We start from the raw sequence: 18,729 nt of genomic DNA, 5'->3' as shown, positions 1-18,729 counted from the left end.
TGGCTATCTAAAAAGCCACGTCGATCGACGCGGCTTTTAACGGTAGTTAAATTACCCCTGTATCATTTAGCGCTTGAAATTCTTCTTCTGTATATCCCAGAATGTCACAATAAACTTCTCGATTGTGTTCCCCTAATAAAGGCGCAGAATTTTGGGAAACTTCAATACTGGAAAACTTAGGCGCAAAAGCTGGGGTTGGATAGTCGCCTAAACCAGGATAAGGAATGTTTATCAGCGATCCTCTAGCCTTCACATGAGGATCAACCATCACTTCCCTCAACCCTTTCACTGGTGCACAAGGAATGGCTTCTTCCTCAAGTTTTTCAATCAGTTGACTCATCGTCAACGTCAGAGTCCACGCTTCAACAATTCCTTCAATTTCACCTTCGTTCTTTTTTCTATCTTTGGCTGTGATAAATCTCGCATCAGCCAACAGATCTGTACGCCCCATCACTTTGACTAAAGACTCCCAGTGACTTTGCTTCGAACCAGCAATATAGACATAACCATCCTTTGCTTTAAAAGAATTTACTGGAGCGTAGTTAGCTCGCCGATTCCCCATTCCCATCGGCGCTTCACCAGTGTAATGAGTTTGAGCAAAAAAAGCATCAAAAACAGACATAGCTGACTCCATCATCGAAACATCAATGTATTGTCCTTCTCCTGTTTTTTCTCTGTGATGTAGAGCGCCTAGCGCTCCCACCGCACCGTAAATTCCAGATAAAAAGTCCGAAATGGCTGGGCCGGTTTTCATCGGATGTTGGGGCTCACCATTGACTGACATTAACCCACTAATAGCCGCAATCGTCATATCATAAGCTGGTGCATTAGCATAAGGCCCGCTCTGACCAAAACCAGAAATTGACACCATAATCAATTTGGGATTGATTTTTTTTAGCTCCTCATACCCAAAACCAAGCTTTTTTAGTAACCCTGGGCGGTAGTTTTCAATAAAAATATCCGTCTCTTTAATCAACCGCTCCATAATCTCTTTTGCTTCTTTCGCTTTTACATTCAACGTAATCCCCTTTTTATTGCGATTATAGGTTGGATAAATAATACTAATTCCTGCTTCATTTTTCTGAGCTTCCTCACGGTAAAATTCGCCAACTTTTGGTCGCTCGGCTTTAATGACATCGGCCCCTAAATCCCCCAATAACATCCCGCAAAAAGGCCCTGAAATCACATGGGTTAATTCTAATACTTTCACCCCTTCAAGCGCTTTGCTCATCTTTCCTCACCTCAATTATTCTGTATTATTCTGTATCAGTTGCTGATAATGGTACTCCTGTGTCTTCTTTCTTCATGCGTTTAGCAATTTCGTTAACAAGAATAAAGGCGACCGTGGCTCCAATTAACCCAGCATATATCGGGTCAAGCTCAGTTGGTTTAAATAGATTCCAGACTAAGTTGACCGTCGGCCCTACTAAGACAGCCGCGATTCCCGCTTCATTTGTTAAACGACCCTTATAGTAAAAAGCAAATAACATCGGCACTAAAAACACACAGGTTCGCAAACCAAATGACAAGAAGATAAAGGTTTGAATCAATTCTCCGGCCTTAGTGATGGCAAAAATACCGGCAGCCACCGCAACTATTACCATGATAATTCTAAGGACAAGGAGCATTTCTTTGTCATCGGCATTTTTCCGAAAGACTTTTTTGTAAATATCTCGACTCACGGTGGTTGAGATACCTAATGTTAAACCAGCATTACTACCTAATGCTGCTAGCATCAATCCGCCAATACTAATCCCTGCTAATACTGGTGGAAACTTCAATATTAAAAATTGCGGAAAAGCCTGAGCCGGATCGATTGATGGAAAATTTTGTCTCATATAAAAGCCCACCAAGACGCCGAACAAACCAATTGGGAAACCGATAAACGCAGACAAAATGGCACCATCACGGGCAGCTTTAGCATCTCGAGCCGATAAAACTGCTTGGATATAAACCTGTGTCACAAGCACTCCTAATGCAAACCCTAAGCCGATGGCAATATCTTTAGAAACACCACGAGAGAATAGATTTAACCAAGGATCAAAATCGAAACTACTCTTAATCCCTGAGATACCACCTAAACCAGAAAAGGCGATGATGGCACAGATAATCAATGAAATCAAAATAATGATCATTTTTAACATACCACCAAGACTTGTTCCAAAAATTCCGCCAAACAGAACATAAGCTAAAACCAAAGCGACACAAATGGCTGATGCTGTGACAATCGGCACCGGAATAAAGGACTGCAACAAAGGAATAAATCCTTTTGTTTGTGATAAGATGGAAAAGAAAACCGCAATTGCCCCGAATAAACTAGTAATTGGCCCGACTTTGGGTCCATATGTTTTAACCAAGACTTGCGAAACGGTTTCGGTTTTGGTTTTATAGATATGTTGTGCTAAAAACAGACCTAAAATTAAGCAACCGACTGCAATTCCTAAAGATTGCCACCAACCAACAATACCGATTTTAAAGGCTGTTTCTGCTGTTCCGACCGTCGCTCCTGCGCCGACACAACTCCCTAAAATCGTACTTGCGATCATCACCGGTGAAGCTGAGCGTCCTGCTACGGTGAAATCAGCCGAGTTTTTAACACGACGAGACGTATAGATACCAATCCCGACCATACACGAGAATGTAATGAGTATTCCAACGATTAACCATGTATTATTCATTTTTATTATTTCACTCCTTAATTGCCTAAAAATTTAGGTTTTCTTTTGTCTAAAAATGCTTGCATACCTTCTTTTTGATCGACAGTTCCAAAAAGTGCTGACCAACTTGTTGCCTCATTCTCCATTCCTACTTCTATCGTTGTTCCCCATGCGTGATTGATAGCTGCTTTAGCTTGTTTAATGGCAAGTGAAGGTTTGGCTGCCAATTGACGTGCCCAACCAAATGCTTCCTCCAGCAAGTCATCAACTGCCACTACTTTGTTAACCAAGCCTAAATCCAACGCTTTTTGAGCATCGAGGCGTGTCCCTAAAAAAATCAGCTCTTTAGCTAACGCCGGTGAAATGTGTTGCACCAAACGTTGCGTTCCTCCGCCACCTGGAAAAATCCCCACATTGATCTCAGGCAGAGAGAACTGAGCATTAACGGCCGCAATTCTTAAATCACACAACAAGACGTTTTCAAAACCGCCCCCAAACGCATAACCTGCTACTGCAGCAATCGTTGGCTTCGGCATATCCATTAACGCTTTTTGATAAGCCAAGCCGCGAGCTGAAAAAGTCATGGCTTCTGAAACATTAAACTGCGAAAATGCAGCCAGGTCTCCTCCAGCGCAATACGCCTTTTCATCTCCGGTAATAATCACCACCTTAACAGCTTCATCGGTGCTTAAATGAGAAAAAATGGCCAATCGTTCCACGCTCATTTCGATGTTTGCCGCATTTAACGCCTCTGGCCGATTAAATCGAACCAAAGCAATCCCATCATCATCCAGACTAACTTTCATGGTTTGATAATCCTTTGCTAAATAAGCTTTCATCTCCATCTCTCCTCCTATAAATTTAAATCCTTCCGCTTGCGTTTTTCACCAGATGTATAATCGTACCAACCTTTGCCAGTCTTTCGACCTAAATCTCCCGCTTCCACAAGTCGTTTAACGGTTAAATTCGGGGCCCACTTAGGATCCTTAAAGCCATCGTACAAATTTTCAATCGTCGCCACACCGATGTCTAACCCAGCAAAATCATTCAATTCAAAAGGACCTAAAGGATGGCCTAACCCTAATTTAACTGCTGTATCAATGTCTTCCAGACTTGCGACGCCTTCTTCTAAACAGGCAAATATTTCTTGTCTAAAGGCATGCATCACTCGATTGACCAAGAAACCTGGGCCATCCTTTACAACTACCCCAGTTTTACCCAGACATTCAACATACTCTTGAATCACTTGGCACGTGCTAGTTGCAGTTTTTAACCCTTGTACAATCTCAACTAACTTCATAGCTGGTACTGGGCTAAAAAAATGTGCTCCGATAAACAGTGCTTCCCTTTGTGTGCTAGTTGCCAACGTGCTGATCGGTATCGCCGAAGTATTACTGGCAAAGATCGTCTCAGGTCCACAAATGTCATCTAGCTCTTTAAACAAATTAGACTTGACAGCCAGATCTTCAATGATTGCTTCAACCACCAAATCAGCTCGCTTACCTTCTGTTAATTGACTGATTGGCTTAATCTTGGCTAAAATATCGAGTTTTTCAGCTTCTGTTAATTTATTTTTAAGAATGCGTTTATCCAGAGACGCCGCCACGTTCGCTAAAGCTTTCTCCGTAAATGACTCTTGAAGATCCCATAATAAAACGTCGTAGCCAGCTGCTGCTGACACTTGGGCAATCCCCGTTCCCATAAACCCTGCCCCTGCTACCAAAACCGTGTTAATCGTCATTAATTATCCTCTCCTCTTGATCAGTAAAGTCATCGTTTGTCCGCCATCACATTGTGTGATAATTAAGCCTTTTGTTTTCTTTTTCTTTTCTAAATAATCTATAACATTTACACATTGAATTGGACTCGTCGCACCACCAGGAATACCACTTTCCAAAAAACTACCGTAAGGATTGATTTTTTCAGCAATCTCTTTAACTTTTCCAAGAGTTGCCAGCTCCTGCCTAAAAGCTAAACCATAAGCTGCCGAAACTTCTGCTAAATCAATGACATCAAGGTCTGTTAGCTCGATACCCGCTTGTTCTAGGACCAATTGAACTCCTTTGACATCAACGACGCCACTTTCTATCGGATGACCAGCAGTCTGTTTTAAACTCAATACTTCCGCCAATATCGGCAATTTTCGAGCCTTTGCATAGGTTTCAGACGTTAAGATCAAACTTGCTGCCCCGTCTGCCGGTGTAGCAATCAACTGATGATTTCCTAGATAGTCTTCAGCAACATAGTCCGTTGTTTTTCGTAGCTTAACGTCAATTGGGAAGAGTCGCTTAACAACTTTGCTACGTTCTTTGGCTTTTTCATTACAAGCTAAGCGGTGAGCTTCTAGTTGGTCTGACGTCAAACGGTAATGTTCCGTCAGCTTTTCGGCTAATTTTACGGTTCCCCAAATCCCGTAAATGTCCTTCGGCTGGGCCTCTTCTACTTGACGTTCAATCGGTTCGAAGATTACGTCACTCTCTCCATTAAACACAAACCGAGATTGTTGAATCTCTATGGGAATTTGGCTCATACTCTCCGCTCCTCCAGCCAAAATCACCTCACTCATCCCGCTTTTTATTGACCAGTACGCTTTAGCTATAGCTTGCCCTCCCGAACCATTATGTCGCTGAACAGTATAAGCTGGAATGCTGACTGGCAACCCCGCATCCAACATAGCATAACGTGCCAAGTTGGATGGATCACTTGTTTGTTTGCTATTACCAATGACGATTTCATTCAGTTGATCGTCGAGTTTTAACTCAGCAAGAAGCCTGCTTAGGGTTAAGCCACATAAGGTTGATTCGGACAAACTTTTGAGACGCCCATTATACTTACCAATTGGGGTACGGACGGCACCAATAATCACAACTTTTTCCATGTCTTACCCCTCCTTGACTTTCTCAATGATAACTGAAACGCCGAGTCCACCAGCACAACATAAACTTATCAGCCCATAACGATGAGACTCAATTCGTTGCAGTTCATACATGCACTTAACCGTTAAAGCCGCTCCTGTGCATCCTAGTGGATGGCCATGAGCAATAGCTCCACCATTGGGATTAATTTTTTCCCTCAATTTTTTTTTCGATTGACTCCACTTTGACCACTCTTCAATTACAGCTAGCGACTGAGCCGCGAAAGCCTCATTTAGCTCAATCACGTCTAGTTGATCGATGGTCAAGCCCGCTTTCTTTAAGGCAATTCGAGTCGATTCCACTGGACCAACCCCCATGATCAATGGATCACAACCGCTGGCCCCAATACTGATAACTTTTGCTAGTGGTTGATACCCTAATTTTTCGGCTTTTTCTTGAGTCATCATCAAAACGGCGGCGGCGCCATCATTACGACCTGACGAATTGCCTGCTGTCACACTGCCGTCTTTTTTAAAGACCGGCCTCAAACTACCTAGCTTTTCTATACTACTTAAAAATGGATGCTCATCTTGGGCCAATACCACGTCTCCCGTACTATTTTTAACAGGTAACAATTGCGAGTCAAAATAGCCTGATGCCATGGCCTGAGCCATTCGTTCTTGACTTTCTTGGGCGAATTGATCTTGGGCATCTCGTGAAATATCATATTGATCAGCTAAGTTTTCAGCTGTTAATCCCATAGGAAAATTTCCGAATTTCTTAATTGGGATAGAACTTGGACCACCGGCAATTAAAGAGTCTTCGATCCTAACATTTCCAGAACTACCAAGACCATTTTGAGTATTGCGAATAAAGTATGCCGATTGGCTCATGTTTTCGACTCCACCTGCCACGATGACTTCCGCTTCTTCCGCCTTAATAATTTCAAATCCATCCATGATCGCCTGCAACCCAGAACCACATTGTCGGTGTACTGTAAAACACGGGGTTTCTTCCGCTAACTTGGCTGCTAATGACACATTACGAGCCACATTGGCAAGACTGGCATTTTGTTTCACTTTTCCCAAAATCACATGATCAATCTCATGAGGATCAAGATCCGCGCGCACATGCACCAATTCTGCCAGAACTTGTTTTCCTAAACTGATATCGTCAATTTCTTTTAAGGATTGTCCAAACTTGCCAATTGGCGTTCGCACACCGTGAGTGATGACAACTTCTCTCATGTATTTCCACCTCTCTCATCACGTTTTATTTGTTATTTTCCGTTAAACTCAGGTTGTCTTTTGTCAATGAAACTTTCAACCCCTTCACGATGATCATCAGAAAGGTAGCAACTACTTTGAAGACTTGCTTCTTGCTCAAGAGCCGTTTCCAAACTCTGATGCCAGGATGCTTCCATATTTTTTTTAATAATCCGGATGGCAAAGGGACTACTCATTAAGACTTTGTTTATATAAGCCGAGATAAACTCATCAAGTTCTAACTCAGGCACCTCGTAGTCAATTAAATTGATGGCTTTGGCTTCTTGGGCTGAAAACGTTCTACCTGATACTGATAGCTCGATGGCTTTGGCATATCCAATCACTCGGGGCAAATAGTAACTAGCCCCCCAATCGGGAATCAGCCCCCGTTTGGCAAAAGGCAGACCAAATTTTACATGACTGGCGGCGATTCGGATATCACATAACAAGGCAAGGCTACAGCCAGCTCCAAAGGTGGCACCATTTAATTTCGCAATCAGCAATTGGGGGATACTTTTAATAGTCTGAACCATTTCAACCACATCTCGTCGATAAGCCATCAAGCGATCCTCATAAGGAATTTGTTTATCGATGTTCGCTTTCATAACATTGATATCACCACCAGCACAAAAAGCTTTTCCCGCCCCTGTTAATATGACAATTTGAATCTCATTTGATCGCTGTAAATGAGCCACTACTTGTCGAATCTCAGACCTCATCTGATCAGATAAAGCATTCATTTTTGCTGGTCGATTGAGAGTGATCGTGGCAACTTTGCCTGTTTCTTCATATATAATGTCTTGATACATTAAAAATTCTCCTTTTAAAAAAGCAAAGAACCAGTCTTTGCTTTTTCAGTTAGTCTATTAAGAAAAATTAGTTAGCAATCAAATGTTCTGTCCGGTCAATAACATCTTCTTGCAACTGCTTACTCAATCCGCAGAAAAAGGCACTGTATCCTGCTACACGCACAATCAAATCTTGATGTTCTTCTGGATGTTCTTGAGCATGACGCAGTGTTTCTACATCCACAACATTGTATTGCATATGCCAAACCCCAGCTTCTAAAGCTCCTTTAGCATATTGAGTCAAATGAGCCAAACCGTCTTTTCCGGCCACCGTTAATGGATTAAATTTCACGTTTAAGATAGAACCGCCGCTCATCCCTTCATGATCTAATTTACCAGCAGAAATCGCGACTGCAGTTGGTCCTTCTTTATCCACATGATGACTAGGCGAACAACCGTCAGCCAACGGTACAAATTCTTTACGACCATTTGGTAATGCTGCAACAGCTGTTCCATAAGGTACGTTAGAAGACACTGAACTAAAGCCTGGGTGGAACTTGCCTCCAAATAAACTTTCGTGCTTATCTGTTTCGTTCACGTAAATATCTACCGTACGCATGGCCATTTCATCTGCTAACTCATCGTCATTTCCATACTTAGGCGCTTTATTAATCAACAGTTGTCGCACTTCTTCTTGCCCTTCAAAATTTGCTTCTAAAGCATCAAGCAATTGCCCCATCGTTAATGTTTGATCGTCAAAGACCAGTTTCTTAATCGCGGCTAATGAATCGGCCACATCTGCCAAACCAATTCCTCGTGGCGTCATTCCAGAGTTAATCAAAGCACCGCCATTACTTCTATCGCGAGCGCGACCGATACAATCTTGAACAAAACAAGAAATGTATGGTGTTGGAACACCGTCACGATGCGCTTCTTCAACTTTAACCGCAGTCTTTGAATACACGTCAATCATCATACCTAATTGCTTTTCAAACGCCCCAATGACTTGTTCAAAGTCAGTGAACTCACGTGGGTCGCCTGTGTGTAAGCCCATTTGACGATCACCTTTCTTCCAATACCCATCATGCAAAGCAAACTCTAAAGCACTAGCAACATTGATATACCCTGCATTATGAGAACCTTTATCCTTTCTTGTCGGCTGAATGCTGGCGCAACCAACTGATGAATAATCCCGAGCGTCTTCTAACTCGATGCCTTTTCTAACCAGAGCTGGCACACAACGACGATCATTAAAGAAGGATGGATGACCCGTTCCTAATCTAGCCAGTTCACACGCTTTAGAAATCAGACTATCTGGTGTATCCTCGCAGAATCGAACAGAAATACTCGGCTGATGTAATAACGTATTAATTGAAGCTTGAATTGCCATATAGCTCAGCAAGTTAGAAGATTCCTTTCCTTCAGGTGTTTGCCCACCGACGATGATTTGCTGTTGAGATGGGAATCCTGAGGCGATATGAGAGTAATACTCAGAGTTAATATAATTGGTTTCTGGAAACTTCATCCACAAACAATCCAATGCTTCCTGAGCCTCAGCCATCGTAATCGTTCCTTCGTTTAAGTCATTTTCTAAAAAAGGATTTAAATACTGATCCAGACGTCCTGCACTGAAACACCGTTGGAACGCTTCCATTTGAATCCCAACAAATGTAAACCAAACGGCCTGAAGTCCTTCTTTAAAGTTACGAGGTGGTAGCGCTGGAACACGATCGCAACGTTCAGCCATTTCGAGTAACTCAGTTTTACGATTTTCATCGGTTTCTTCAGCTGCCATCCCACGGGCTAAATCAGCATAACGTTTTGCGAAATTAGCAATGGCATCACACGAAATAATCGCCGCTTCTAAGAAATCAACGCCTTCTTTATCGCCTTTTTCTTTAGCCTCAATTAATCTTTTTTCCGCCCGCTCTTTGATTCCCAAAAAGCCTTCTGCCATAACGGTTTGATAATCAGGTGTAATATGACCTGCCGGGCCATTTAGCGGAACATCCAAAGTGAAGACGTTGGTTCCGCCAACGATACTAGTTTTCGGATGCATTAAAAAGAGATTTTTTTCAAAGTCATCCATGTTAGGAAAAATTTGTTGTCGTAGAGAATGCTCATGCCATCTTGGTAATAATTCTTCCAAAATTAAGCGGTCCTCCTCTGCATAGTCAAAACTATCAATTTCTCTCGTAGGCAACTTGCGATACTCATCTACTAAATCATCTCCAACACTTTCAGGATAAATAGGAAAAGCTCGAGCTTGTTTTCCAAATGATCCGGCGAAAAGCTGGTCATCCTCAATATAGATCGTGCGTTCGTTCAAAAACGTGTAAAAGGCTTTAGCACGAGCGACAATTAAGGGATCATTTGCCAATTCATCCGACTGTTTAAAGACGCGATCGTAAATCACAGCACGTTCGATATCAACATTCGGACGAGTTTTCATAAACTTGTCTCTCAGCCGTTGGACACGATCGGTTCGAGAGAACTCTTCAAATTCCACATTACTTGTTGCTTCAACTACTTTACTCATTGAAATCCTCCTATTGTTTTATAAATTCAACATAACGACCATGTTCTTACCATGTCATCACATTAGTTTTTATGCCTAATTGATTAAAACGTTCTAAGTATCTCGAATAGTTTTCTTCCCCCATATTTGCCACTCCAGCAAATTCATAAGTCTTGCCTAATTGACGATATTTAGATTCGCCAAAGTTATGAAAAGGCAACAATTCTAAATGATCGTAAAAAGTCAGATTGGTTTTTAAAAAATCAGCTGTCTCTTTGATGTTTGATTCCGTCACATTTCTCCCCTCAATCATCGGGATGCGAATGATTAGTTGAGGGCGTTGAGCCACTGACATTTCACCGATCAGCCTATCTAAAGCGATTAAGTTCTTGATAATCTTATCGTTGTTGACCGTTGTTAGCTGGCGATGCAACTCCGCATCCATGGCTTTCAAATCATAATAAATCGTGTTGGTGACGGTTGCGATTTGACTGAGCCACTTCCACTTCCCATTTCCTGATGTTTCGATAGCAGTGTCAATGCCATCTTCTTTACACGTCTTTAAAATCTCAAAAGCAAAGGCAGGTTGAAACAAAATCTCACCGCCACTTAACGTGACGCCACCACCAGAATTAGTAAAGAATGGAAGATCACGTTTAATCATTGCCACTGCTTGGGTGACCGTTCTAATTTGCCCAATTGAAGTAATCGCAGTAGTTGGGCAAGCCTCCGCACACAGTCCACAATTCGTACATTTTTCACGATTAATGATATAGGTATTCTGTTTTTTATCGAAGTAGATAGCATCCTCTGGACATGCTTTTTGACAAAGACCACAACCGATACATTTGGTTAAATCTTGAAAAATATCAACTTTTCCTGAAATACTTTCAGGATTTGAACACCAGCGACAAGCTAAGGGACATCCTTTCAAAAACAGAACCGTTCTAATGCCTTTTCCATCATGTAAAGAAAAGCGTTGTATGTTAAATATCACACCTTTTGTTTCAGTCATTCCTTGCATCACCTGACTCTCTTTTTTTCTTCTTCCATCATAGTATAACGCTTTCATTTTTTCGTTGTTTTTTTCTACAAAATAAACTGTTTTTTTCGTTTATTTTTACAAACCGCTTTTTTCACAAAAAAAAACCTTATTAAAGACTGCGATAGTCACACTAAGGTCTTTTCCCTGTACCTATTTTACAGCAATTTCCACAACTTAATTTTAGTTAATAAATGCGACGCATAAAAATTGTCCTCAAAATCTATCCGTAAAATATCTTTCATTTTTTGAATGCGATAGCGCAGTGTGTTTTCATGTAAAAATAACCGCTCCGCTGCTTTTTTAAAATTTTTCTCTTCTAAATAGGTTTCCAAAGTCTGAACGATATCATAAGAATTTTTCCCTTCCTCCTGAAGTAAACTTTCAATCTCAAAGAAGTTTAAAGACGCTAATTGCTGAGGAGAGGCAAAAGCAAACAAGGCAATTTGATCGTAAGCAATAAATCCTTGATTGGGATACGTTAACCTGCCGATGTTCAGAGTCTGTTGAGCTTGTTCATAACAGCGTCGTACATCGTTTAGCCCAAGATAAAATTCGCTGATCACAACCCGATCCCCTAGTTTTTCATAAAAACGCTGAGCCACTCGCTGAAGAGCCTCGTGCAACTTAATACTGCCCACCAAATGTTCCTCACGAATTTCTATCAAAACAATCAGCGACTCATGGTCATTACTAAACTGTAGATGGTGATGAAATACCACATCTTTTTTAGAAAGTTCTTGATAAACATACTTTTTAAACTGATTAAAAATAGTGTAACTGTCCTTATTTTCAACGATTGCAATGGCAGAATAATAGACATCTTGTGTTTGATGAATTTCTTGAAAATGGGTTAACTCCTCTGTCGTCAGTGTTTGTGTCGCTAACTTATTGAGAAAAAAACCATACTCTTCATCGATGGTTGTATTCACATCATCATTTTTCTGAAAACGATCCAACATCACAATGACTTCTAATACGCTCTCTAATAGCATCCTATTATCACTACGGATAAGGATAAACAACGATTGATTTCGCTCAAATCCTCGCTTAAATAAATAGGAATCATTGTCAACTCGTTCGATGTAACGATTTTTAAATCGCTTTAAAAAAGCCTGATTTAGTAATTCACTGAGCGGTTTATTGTTCTTTTGATGATGTTCGAACAGTATCTCCTGTTTGTAATTAAAGACCAACACTTCGCAATTGATTAAAGCCGCAAGATCTTTAGCAAATTGACTGGTTCCCCACTTAGCCGAAACATACAAAGCATAGATATCTTTAGAAGCAATTTGGTGAACGCCTCCTTCTTCCTCTTCTTTTAACGAGTAGTAAATAGAAATCACATCAGACCACACACAATGATATGGAATTAAGACCAGCGAAAAGGAGTGGTGATTAGCTAACGCAATCACCTCATCAGATAATTGCTGATGATAACGATTTAATTTAATCCCCAAGCCACTGGCATTGACTTTAATCAAGTATTCGATAAAAGTGGTCAATTCTTTGTCGTCTTTAAAGATGTAACCTGAAGTCAGAACTAGTTCGCCTCCTTTCAACCAACTGGGACCATCTGGTGCATCGAGAACTGTTACAGTGCTAATCTCCCGTTCCAGATGCTCTTCTTTTGTCATGACGAAAATATCCGCTAGTCGTGGATGGCTGATTAATTTTTTGATAGTCAGTACCACTTTCTTCCCTTCTCTCTTTACTTTGATATACCCTTTTTTCAGTTTTATTCGCGATATGGTTCATTCTAACACAGGTCATAAATAATTAGCTACTGGATTTCAGTGTTATTTTCCTTGCTTAACCCACGTTATCCCTCGGTTTACAGCCGATAATAAATAACAATAGAGAGAAGACAAAATAGCCTTCTCTCTTTTCTGCATATTAATCCTTAATTGATAAATGTTGCTTTTAATACTCGAACCAGTTCCAAAGATTCCTGATCCGACAATCGAGCAAAATTGATTCGCAACCCTTGATAATTGGCTCCGAATACAAAACTCGGCATGGTTAATATGCCCCGTTCTAACAGTTGCTCAAACTGCTTTAACTTAATTTTATGGCCTGAAATCTCCAACCACAAATAATAACCTCCTTCTGGAATAACATAACTTACTGCCTCACCTAGATGCGTCTGTAAACAACGAATTAAGACATCTCGACGATGCTTTAATTCCTGACGTAACATACTAATTTGGTGATCGAATTGCTGGTTAGTCAGAGCCGATAGCGCTAAAACTTGAGGAAAGATACTTAAGGTGAAATCCATTTCACGACGTGCTTCAGCCAATTTTTCCGTTACTTTGACAGGCGCACTTAACCAGCCAATCTTAGTAGTCGTTCCTAAGATTTTAGACAGTGATCCAATATAGATCACATTTTCACTGTCTAATTGCTTTAACAACATAGGTTTAGCTTTTTCTGAAAAATACAATTGACTAAACACATCATCTTCTACAATTGGAATCTGATAATGTTGGCATAGAGCAATCAACTGTTTTCTGCGAGACAAAGACATGGTCGTGCCAGTCGGGTTCTGAAAATTGGGATTCACCAAAACCATTTTTATTTTCCGCTTGATAATCATCTGTTCTAACAATTCCACCTTCATGCCTTGACTATCGATTGGAACACCATACAAACGAATACCTGCCGCTTGAAAAATCGGCAGAGGATAAAAAGAAGAGGGTTCTTCAATGGCCACTGCATCACCACTTTGAAGCAAAACTTGAATAATCAAAAATAGGGCTTGCTGAGCTCCGGAAGTTAACAACAGCTGGTCGGTCGTTAGCGCTAAAGAACGTTCCCGGTTGAGAACTTCTACTACTTGTTGCCGTAATGGCAGATAACCTAAATCGTCCTGTAAACTTTCTTCCAGTAAAAAATCATTCCACGATACGCTCGGTAATTCCAAGCTGGGAATTAATTCTAAAGGAAGTTCTCCTGTATAGGCGTCGATCACTTGATTTTCCGCCGTTTTAGCCAATTGACTGACTTTTTCCAGATAAGGGTCACGACGATTAAAGGCACCAGACAAATAACTTCGCCAATTAGTAGCTGCCCCAGTATAAACGCCCCATTTGCCTTCATTGATGATGGTCCCGCTCCCTTGTTTACGAATAATCACTCCCATGGCCGCCAATTCATCTAATGCATGAACAACCGTTGAGCGATTGACACCAAGGGTTGTGGCCAACTGACGTTCTGGAGGTAATTTTTCACCTGGTAATAGTCGACCTAATTTTATCTGTTCAATAACCAATTCAACAATACTTTGATAAATTGGCTTGGTTTTCTTCACTGGCAATTGCCACATCTTTTTCACATCCCATTAATTGGATGAGTTAAAAATAACCCAATTGGCTGTTTTTGTCAATCAATGAATCGTTTATGATAGAGATATCAAGAAAATGATGGAGGCTAACACAATATGATTCCTAAAGTATTAACCATTGCCGGTTCTGACTCAAGTGGCGGAGCTGGCATTCAAGCAGATTTAAAAACATTTCAAGAATACGGTACCTTTGGTTTTTCAGCCATTACAAGTTTTGTGACCATGGATCCTGATGACAACTGGTCTCACACCGTAACCTCCGTCGATTCAGACATCGTGGCGAAACAATTAAAGACCATTTATGCTGGCGCTCCATTAGCTGCCTTAAAAACAGGCATGCTTGGTGAAATTAGCACCATTGAAGTCGCTCGTCACTACATCGAAGTTTTTAACCAACAAAATGTGGTGATTGACCCGGTCATGGCATGTAAAGGCACAACGGAGTTATTACAACCTGAAAACGTCGCAAAGATGACAGAGCTACTTTTACCTGTGGCAACTATCACGACGCCTAATCTGATAGAAGCGGGTATTCTATCTGGTCTAGGAGAATTACACACGATTGAAGATATGAAAGAAGCGGCGAAGCGCATTCTCGATTTAGGTCCAAAAAATGTCGTGGTGAAAGGTGGTAAACGGATCGCTGGCAATCAAGCAATCGATATTTTTTATGATGGGCAAGAATTTACCACTTTAGAAAACGAGATGTACTTAACCGATTTTAATCATGGAGCTGGCTGCACATTTGCCGCTTCTATCACTGCAGGATTAGCTAAAGGATTTACGGTAAAAGAAGCGGTGATTCAAGGAAAGGCCTTTGTAGCAGCGGCCATTAAAGATGGCTTAGAAATCAATCCTTTCTTAGGCCACGTGTGGCACGGTGCGTATAATCATGCCGAGGCACGGCTGCCTCGGCCTTAATCAACTAGTCATGAAAGCAGGAGATTAACATGGAAAAAAAGAAAATTTCAACGGCAGACATTGTCTTAACAGGCCTTTTCGCCACCCTAACATTTGTCGGAACCATGATTCGCATCCCTATGCCAGCAGCTGTAGGAGCTCCTTTTATTCACTTAGGTAATTCAGTGTTATTGCTAGCTGTTTTAACACTTGGTTTTCGTAAAGGTTCCCTTGCTGGTGGCTTAGGTTTCGCTATTTTTGATGTAATGAACGGTTTTGCTGCAGAAGCACCTTATTTCATCGTAGAGAGCTTTGTTGTAGGCGGTGTTGCCACCCTTACTTATATGGCCTTCAATAAAAAGGATGATCACATCTACAAAATTATCTTAGTAGCTGTCAGTGCGGTTATCACCAAACTTGCAATGACCTTTTTAAAGAGTACTGCTATTGCCATGTTTGCTGGTGCTAGTTTGAAACCTGCTGCCGTTGCCGCTTTCCTTTCACTGCCTGCCTCTCTCGTAAACGGTATCTCGACACTCGTAATTGTGACTGTTGTCTACTACCCAGTTAAGCAAATTGTCACTAGTTTTTATAAACGCACAACCCCTAATTTTAACCAGAATTAATCATTTTTCGACATGATTAATTGCTTGTGTCACACAAAAACGCCTTGAGGAAACAATCCTCAAGACGTTTTTTATTTTTTATCAGTAGGCACAATCCCGATAAGGGCCTTTATGGCTTCCTGTAAAATTCCTGCTACCATAAAAATAATCCAGCTATACGACCATCTCATCCCTGATCCAGTAAAACTCCAAACTAAGTAAATAACCACAACAATTGGCCAGTAAACTGCTTCAAACAAGTGATCCACACGACTATAGGCCACTTCCTGTTTAGTCGGTTGATGAGATTTTGCATTTTTTAGCAGCGTGTTAAATGCCAATGTAACATTACCTGTATAAACTAAGAAAATAACCCCCAGTGAAGCAATCACTAAAATTAACCCCAACCCCAAACCAACAAAATTATCATCGTATGGACGGAGGAAAACGATCATAAAAAAAGGCACGACCGAGACAATACAGGCTGTAACACCAAGAACAATCGCCAAAATATGCGTTTTCTCATAGGCCTGCTTTTCATTTTGAATGACCTTTCGAGAAGCGCCAGTCATAACAAAGTCTCTCTGCAAATATTGAAAGGTGTTATTTTTATAACCGCTGACTATAAAGAGACCAACGCCGATTGCAGCTAAAATCATCATTGGCACTATTCCGACAGGTGAATCAAATCGCACCGCAATCGTTAAAAAGATCGCTAAGCCCAGCGCGCAAAAGAATACCCCAATGCCAATCCCTAAGCCAATTCGCTTTTTAGCTTCTACATAGCTAAGAGCCTCCGTTAAATCCACCACAGGAATACTTTCTTCCACTTCTTCTTCGCGATAGTGAACGTTCATCTCTTCCAATATTTCATCAATATTCCCAAATTCTGAGATAACAACACCAATGGCCTCGTTCTCACTTTTCCCTGCCATCTTTAACTCGTTATATTTATCTTCCATATTTGCATACAAATCATACTTCAGTTGCATGATGTCAGAAGTTTCAGGTAAATTGATAAACATTGTTTCCAAATAATCTGCTATCGTATTCATTCGCTATCTCCTCCAATAAATTTATTCACAACTTCTTTAGTAATCTGCCACTCATCTCGTTTAGCTAGGTAAAACTCTAGTCCGGCCGGCGTTATTTTATAATAAGTGCGCTTCTTGCCAAAGGTTTCATCCCCTGGATAAGAATCGATGTAACCATTTTTTTGCAAGCGAGTAAAAGCAGAGTATAACGTCGTTTCTTTAATGATATATTTTTCATCTGAAATTTCTCTAATTCGCTTAGAAATTTCGTAGCCATACGAGTCTCCTTCAATTAAAATCGATAAGATCATCGGATCGTTATACCCACGAATCACATCACTACTGATCATCTGCTCACACCCTTTCTAATCTTCAGAACTATTTTACTACGACTGATATACTACGTCTGTCGAAGTAATTCAATTTTAGCATTATTACTACGACAGGTCAAGTAATAAACCAATATCAGAGAAAATAAAAAACGACCTCTCCGCCAAGGAAAGATCGTTAAAAAGGGATTAAATAGAATCTCCGTTAAAAATTGAGTTTTTAACAATGACATAATCAACTTTTCTAATCGCACCGATGTCCTTACCACCAGCATAAGAAATAGACGATTGTAAATCTTGTTGCATTTCCGTCAAGGTATCAACTAAAGCGCCTTTGTATGGCAATAGCATTTTCTTGCCTTCAACGTTTTTCTTTTCACCTTTTTGAAATTCAGACGCACTACCAAAATATTCTTTAAATTTCACGCCATCCACGACAACTGTTTCACCTGGTGATTCTTCATGGCCTGCAAATAAGGAACCAATCATCACCATGGTAGCACCAAAGCGAATAGACTTGGCAATATCACCATGAGTTCGAATACCACCGTCTGCAATCAATGGTTTCCGAGCGGCTTTACTGCAGCGACGCAAGGCCGCCAACTGCCAACCACCTGTTCCAAAACCGGTTTTTATCTTAGTAATACACACTTTACCAGGTCCAATTCCAACTTTCGTCGCATCAGCACCGGCATTTTCCAATTCACGGACAGCCTCGGGGGTTCCCACATTTCCCGCTATAACAAAGGTATCAGGTAAAAATTGTTTTAAATGTTGAATCATATTAATCACAGCATTGGAATGACCATGGGCAATATCAATGGTCACATAATCAGGAATCAATCCTTGAGCAGCCAATTCTTCTACAAACTCATACTCATTTTGCTTAACACCAACGCTGATTGATGAAATCAAGTTTTTTTCAGTCATTTCTTTGATAAACGGAATTCGTTTGTCCTCTTCAAAACGGTGCATAATATAGAAATAGCCATTAGATGCTAACCATTCAGCAATGGACTCATCAACGATTGTTTGCATATTAGCAGGGACAACGGGCATTTTAAAGGTGTGTTTTCCTAAAACCACACTTGTATCACATTCTGAACGACTTTCTACGATACATTTGTTTGGAATCAATTGAACATCTTCATAATCGAAAATTTTCATGTTGATAACCTCCTGTTGAGTTTAAACTCATTATATTAGAAAGAAAACACGAACATTAACAATTAATTAACAGTTCTACGTTTGCTTCCTAAGATAATTTACCTTATATTACCAGAAAAAGCAAGTCATTTACTGATATTTTATTATATTACTATTAATTGAAGCATTTATTGTTCGTGTTTTACTCATTTATTTCACATAACTGACGAATGACTCCCTTCTT

16 protein-coding genes are annotated in these 18,729 nt (G+C 40.6%); 2 read left to right on the top strand and 14 right to left on the bottom strand.

Annotated elements, in window-relative coordinates; translation table 11 throughout:
• Positions 1-46: 46 nt before the first annotated feature.
• The 11 genes from I6N95_RS11330 to I6N95_RS11280 form a co-directional block, all read right to left on the bottom strand.
• Positions 47-1,231, bottom strand: coding sequence for a CaiB/BaiF CoA transferase family protein (locus tag I6N95_RS11330; protein WP_209527694.1), 1,185 nt, complete (start codon positions 1,229-1,231; stop codon positions 47-49).
• Positions 1,232-1,256: 25 nt separating this feature from the next.
• Complete coding sequence (locus I6N95_RS11325) at positions 1,257-2,678, bottom strand: sodium:solute symporter family protein (protein WP_209527692.1); 1,422 nt, start codon at positions 2,676-2,678, stop codon at positions 1,257-1,259.
• A gap of 17 nt (positions 2,679-2,695) precedes the next feature.
• Complete coding sequence (locus tag I6N95_RS11320; RefSeq protein WP_209527690.1) at positions 2,696-3,496, bottom strand: enoyl-CoA hydratase/isomerase family protein; 801 nt, start codon at positions 3,494-3,496, stop codon at positions 2,696-2,698.
• A 14-nt stretch (positions 3,497-3,510) separates the two neighbouring features.
• On the bottom strand, positions 3,511-4,398 hold the full coding sequence (locus tag I6N95_RS11315; RefSeq protein ID WP_209527688.1) for a 3-hydroxyacyl-CoA dehydrogenase family protein: 888 nt from the start codon (positions 4,396-4,398) through the stop codon (positions 3,511-3,513).
• Positions 4,399-4,401: 3 nt separating this feature from the next.
• Positions 4,402-5,535 carry a thiolase family protein gene (locus tag I6N95_RS11310; RefSeq protein WP_209527686.1) on the bottom strand — a complete coding sequence of 378 codons (1,134 nt, stop codon included), beginning with the start codon at positions 5,533-5,535 and terminating at the stop codon, positions 4,402-4,404.
• A 3-nt stretch (positions 5,536-5,538) separates the two neighbouring features.
• Complete coding sequence (locus I6N95_RS11305) at positions 5,539-6,759, bottom strand: thiolase family protein (RefSeq protein WP_209527684.1); 1,221 nt, start codon at positions 6,757-6,759, stop codon at positions 5,539-5,541.
• 32 nt (positions 6,760-6,791) lie between these two features.
• Positions 6,792-7,586, bottom strand: a complete 795-nt coding sequence (locus I6N95_RS11300) for an enoyl-CoA hydratase/isomerase family protein (protein ID WP_209527682.1) — start codon at positions 7,584-7,586, stop codon at positions 6,792-6,794.
• Between the two features lie 67 nt (positions 7,587-7,653).
• Positions 7,654-10,104, bottom strand: coding sequence for a glycyl radical protein (locus I6N95_RS11295; RefSeq protein WP_209527680.1), 2,451 nt, complete (start codon positions 10,102-10,104; stop codon positions 7,654-7,656).
• Between the two features lie 46 nt (positions 10,105-10,150).
• Complete coding sequence (locus I6N95_RS11290; protein WP_209527677.1) at positions 10,151-11,098, bottom strand: glycyl-radical enzyme activating protein; 948 nt, start codon at positions 11,096-11,098, stop codon at positions 10,151-10,153.
• Positions 11,099-11,283: 185 nt separating this feature from the next.
• Entirely contained in the window at positions 11,284-12,819 is a 1,536-nt protein-coding gene (locus I6N95_RS11285; RefSeq protein ID WP_209527673.1) for a PucR family transcriptional regulator, read from the bottom strand.
• 209 nt (positions 12,820-13,028) lie between these two features.
• Positions 13,029-14,453 carry an aminotransferase-like domain-containing protein gene (locus tag I6N95_RS11280; RefSeq protein ID WP_209527670.1) on the bottom strand — a complete coding sequence of 475 codons (1,425 nt, stop codon included), beginning with the start codon at positions 14,451-14,453 and terminating at the stop codon, positions 13,029-13,031.
• A 114-nt stretch (positions 14,454-14,567) separates the two neighbouring features.
• On the opposite strand from I6N95_RS11280, the gene thiD reads away from it, so the two are divergent.
• Both thiD and I6N95_RS11270 read left to right on the top strand, forming a co-directional pair.
• Positions 14,568-15,392 (top strand): bifunctional hydroxymethylpyrimidine kinase/phosphomethylpyrimidine kinase, encoded by an 825-nt coding sequence (thiD, locus tag I6N95_RS11275; RefSeq protein WP_209527667.1) that lies wholly within the window; start codon positions 14,568-14,570, stop codon positions 15,390-15,392.
• Between the two features lie 29 nt (positions 15,393-15,421).
• Positions 15,422-15,997 carry an ECF transporter S component gene (locus tag I6N95_RS11270; RefSeq protein ID WP_209527663.1) on the top strand — a complete coding sequence of 192 codons (576 nt, stop codon included), beginning with the start codon at positions 15,422-15,424 and terminating at the stop codon, positions 15,995-15,997.
• Between the two features lie 71 nt (positions 15,998-16,068).
• Here the strand turns inward: I6N95_RS11270 and I6N95_RS11265 are convergent, their stop codons facing one another.
• From I6N95_RS11265 to guaC, 3 genes are all read right to left on the bottom strand, one after another.
• On the bottom strand, positions 16,069-17,031 hold the full coding sequence (locus I6N95_RS11265) for a permease prefix domain 1-containing protein (protein ID WP_209527660.1): 963 nt from the start codon (positions 17,029-17,031) through the stop codon (positions 16,069-16,071).
• Positions 17,028-17,360 carry a PadR family transcriptional regulator gene (locus tag I6N95_RS11260; RefSeq protein WP_209527656.1) on the bottom strand — a complete coding sequence of 111 codons (333 nt, stop codon included), beginning with the start codon at positions 17,358-17,360 and terminating at the stop codon, positions 17,028-17,030. Before I6N95_RS11260 ends, I6N95_RS11265 begins: the two co-directional genes overlap by 4 nt.
• A gap of 168 nt (positions 17,361-17,528) precedes the next feature.
• On the bottom strand, positions 17,529-18,506 hold the full coding sequence (gene guaC, locus I6N95_RS11255; RefSeq protein ID WP_209527653.1) for a GMP reductase: 978 nt from the start codon (positions 18,504-18,506) through the stop codon (positions 17,529-17,531).
• Positions 18,507-18,729 lie beyond the last annotated feature (223 nt).

This window comes from Vagococcus allomyrinae (assembly GCF_017829975.1).
Taxonomy (GTDB): domain Bacteria; phylum Bacillota; class Bacilli; order Lactobacillales; family Vagococcaceae; genus Vagococcus_D; species Vagococcus_D allomyrinae.
Note: the sequence above shows the minus strand (reverse complement) of the source record. Positions and strands in the feature narration are given on the sequence as shown.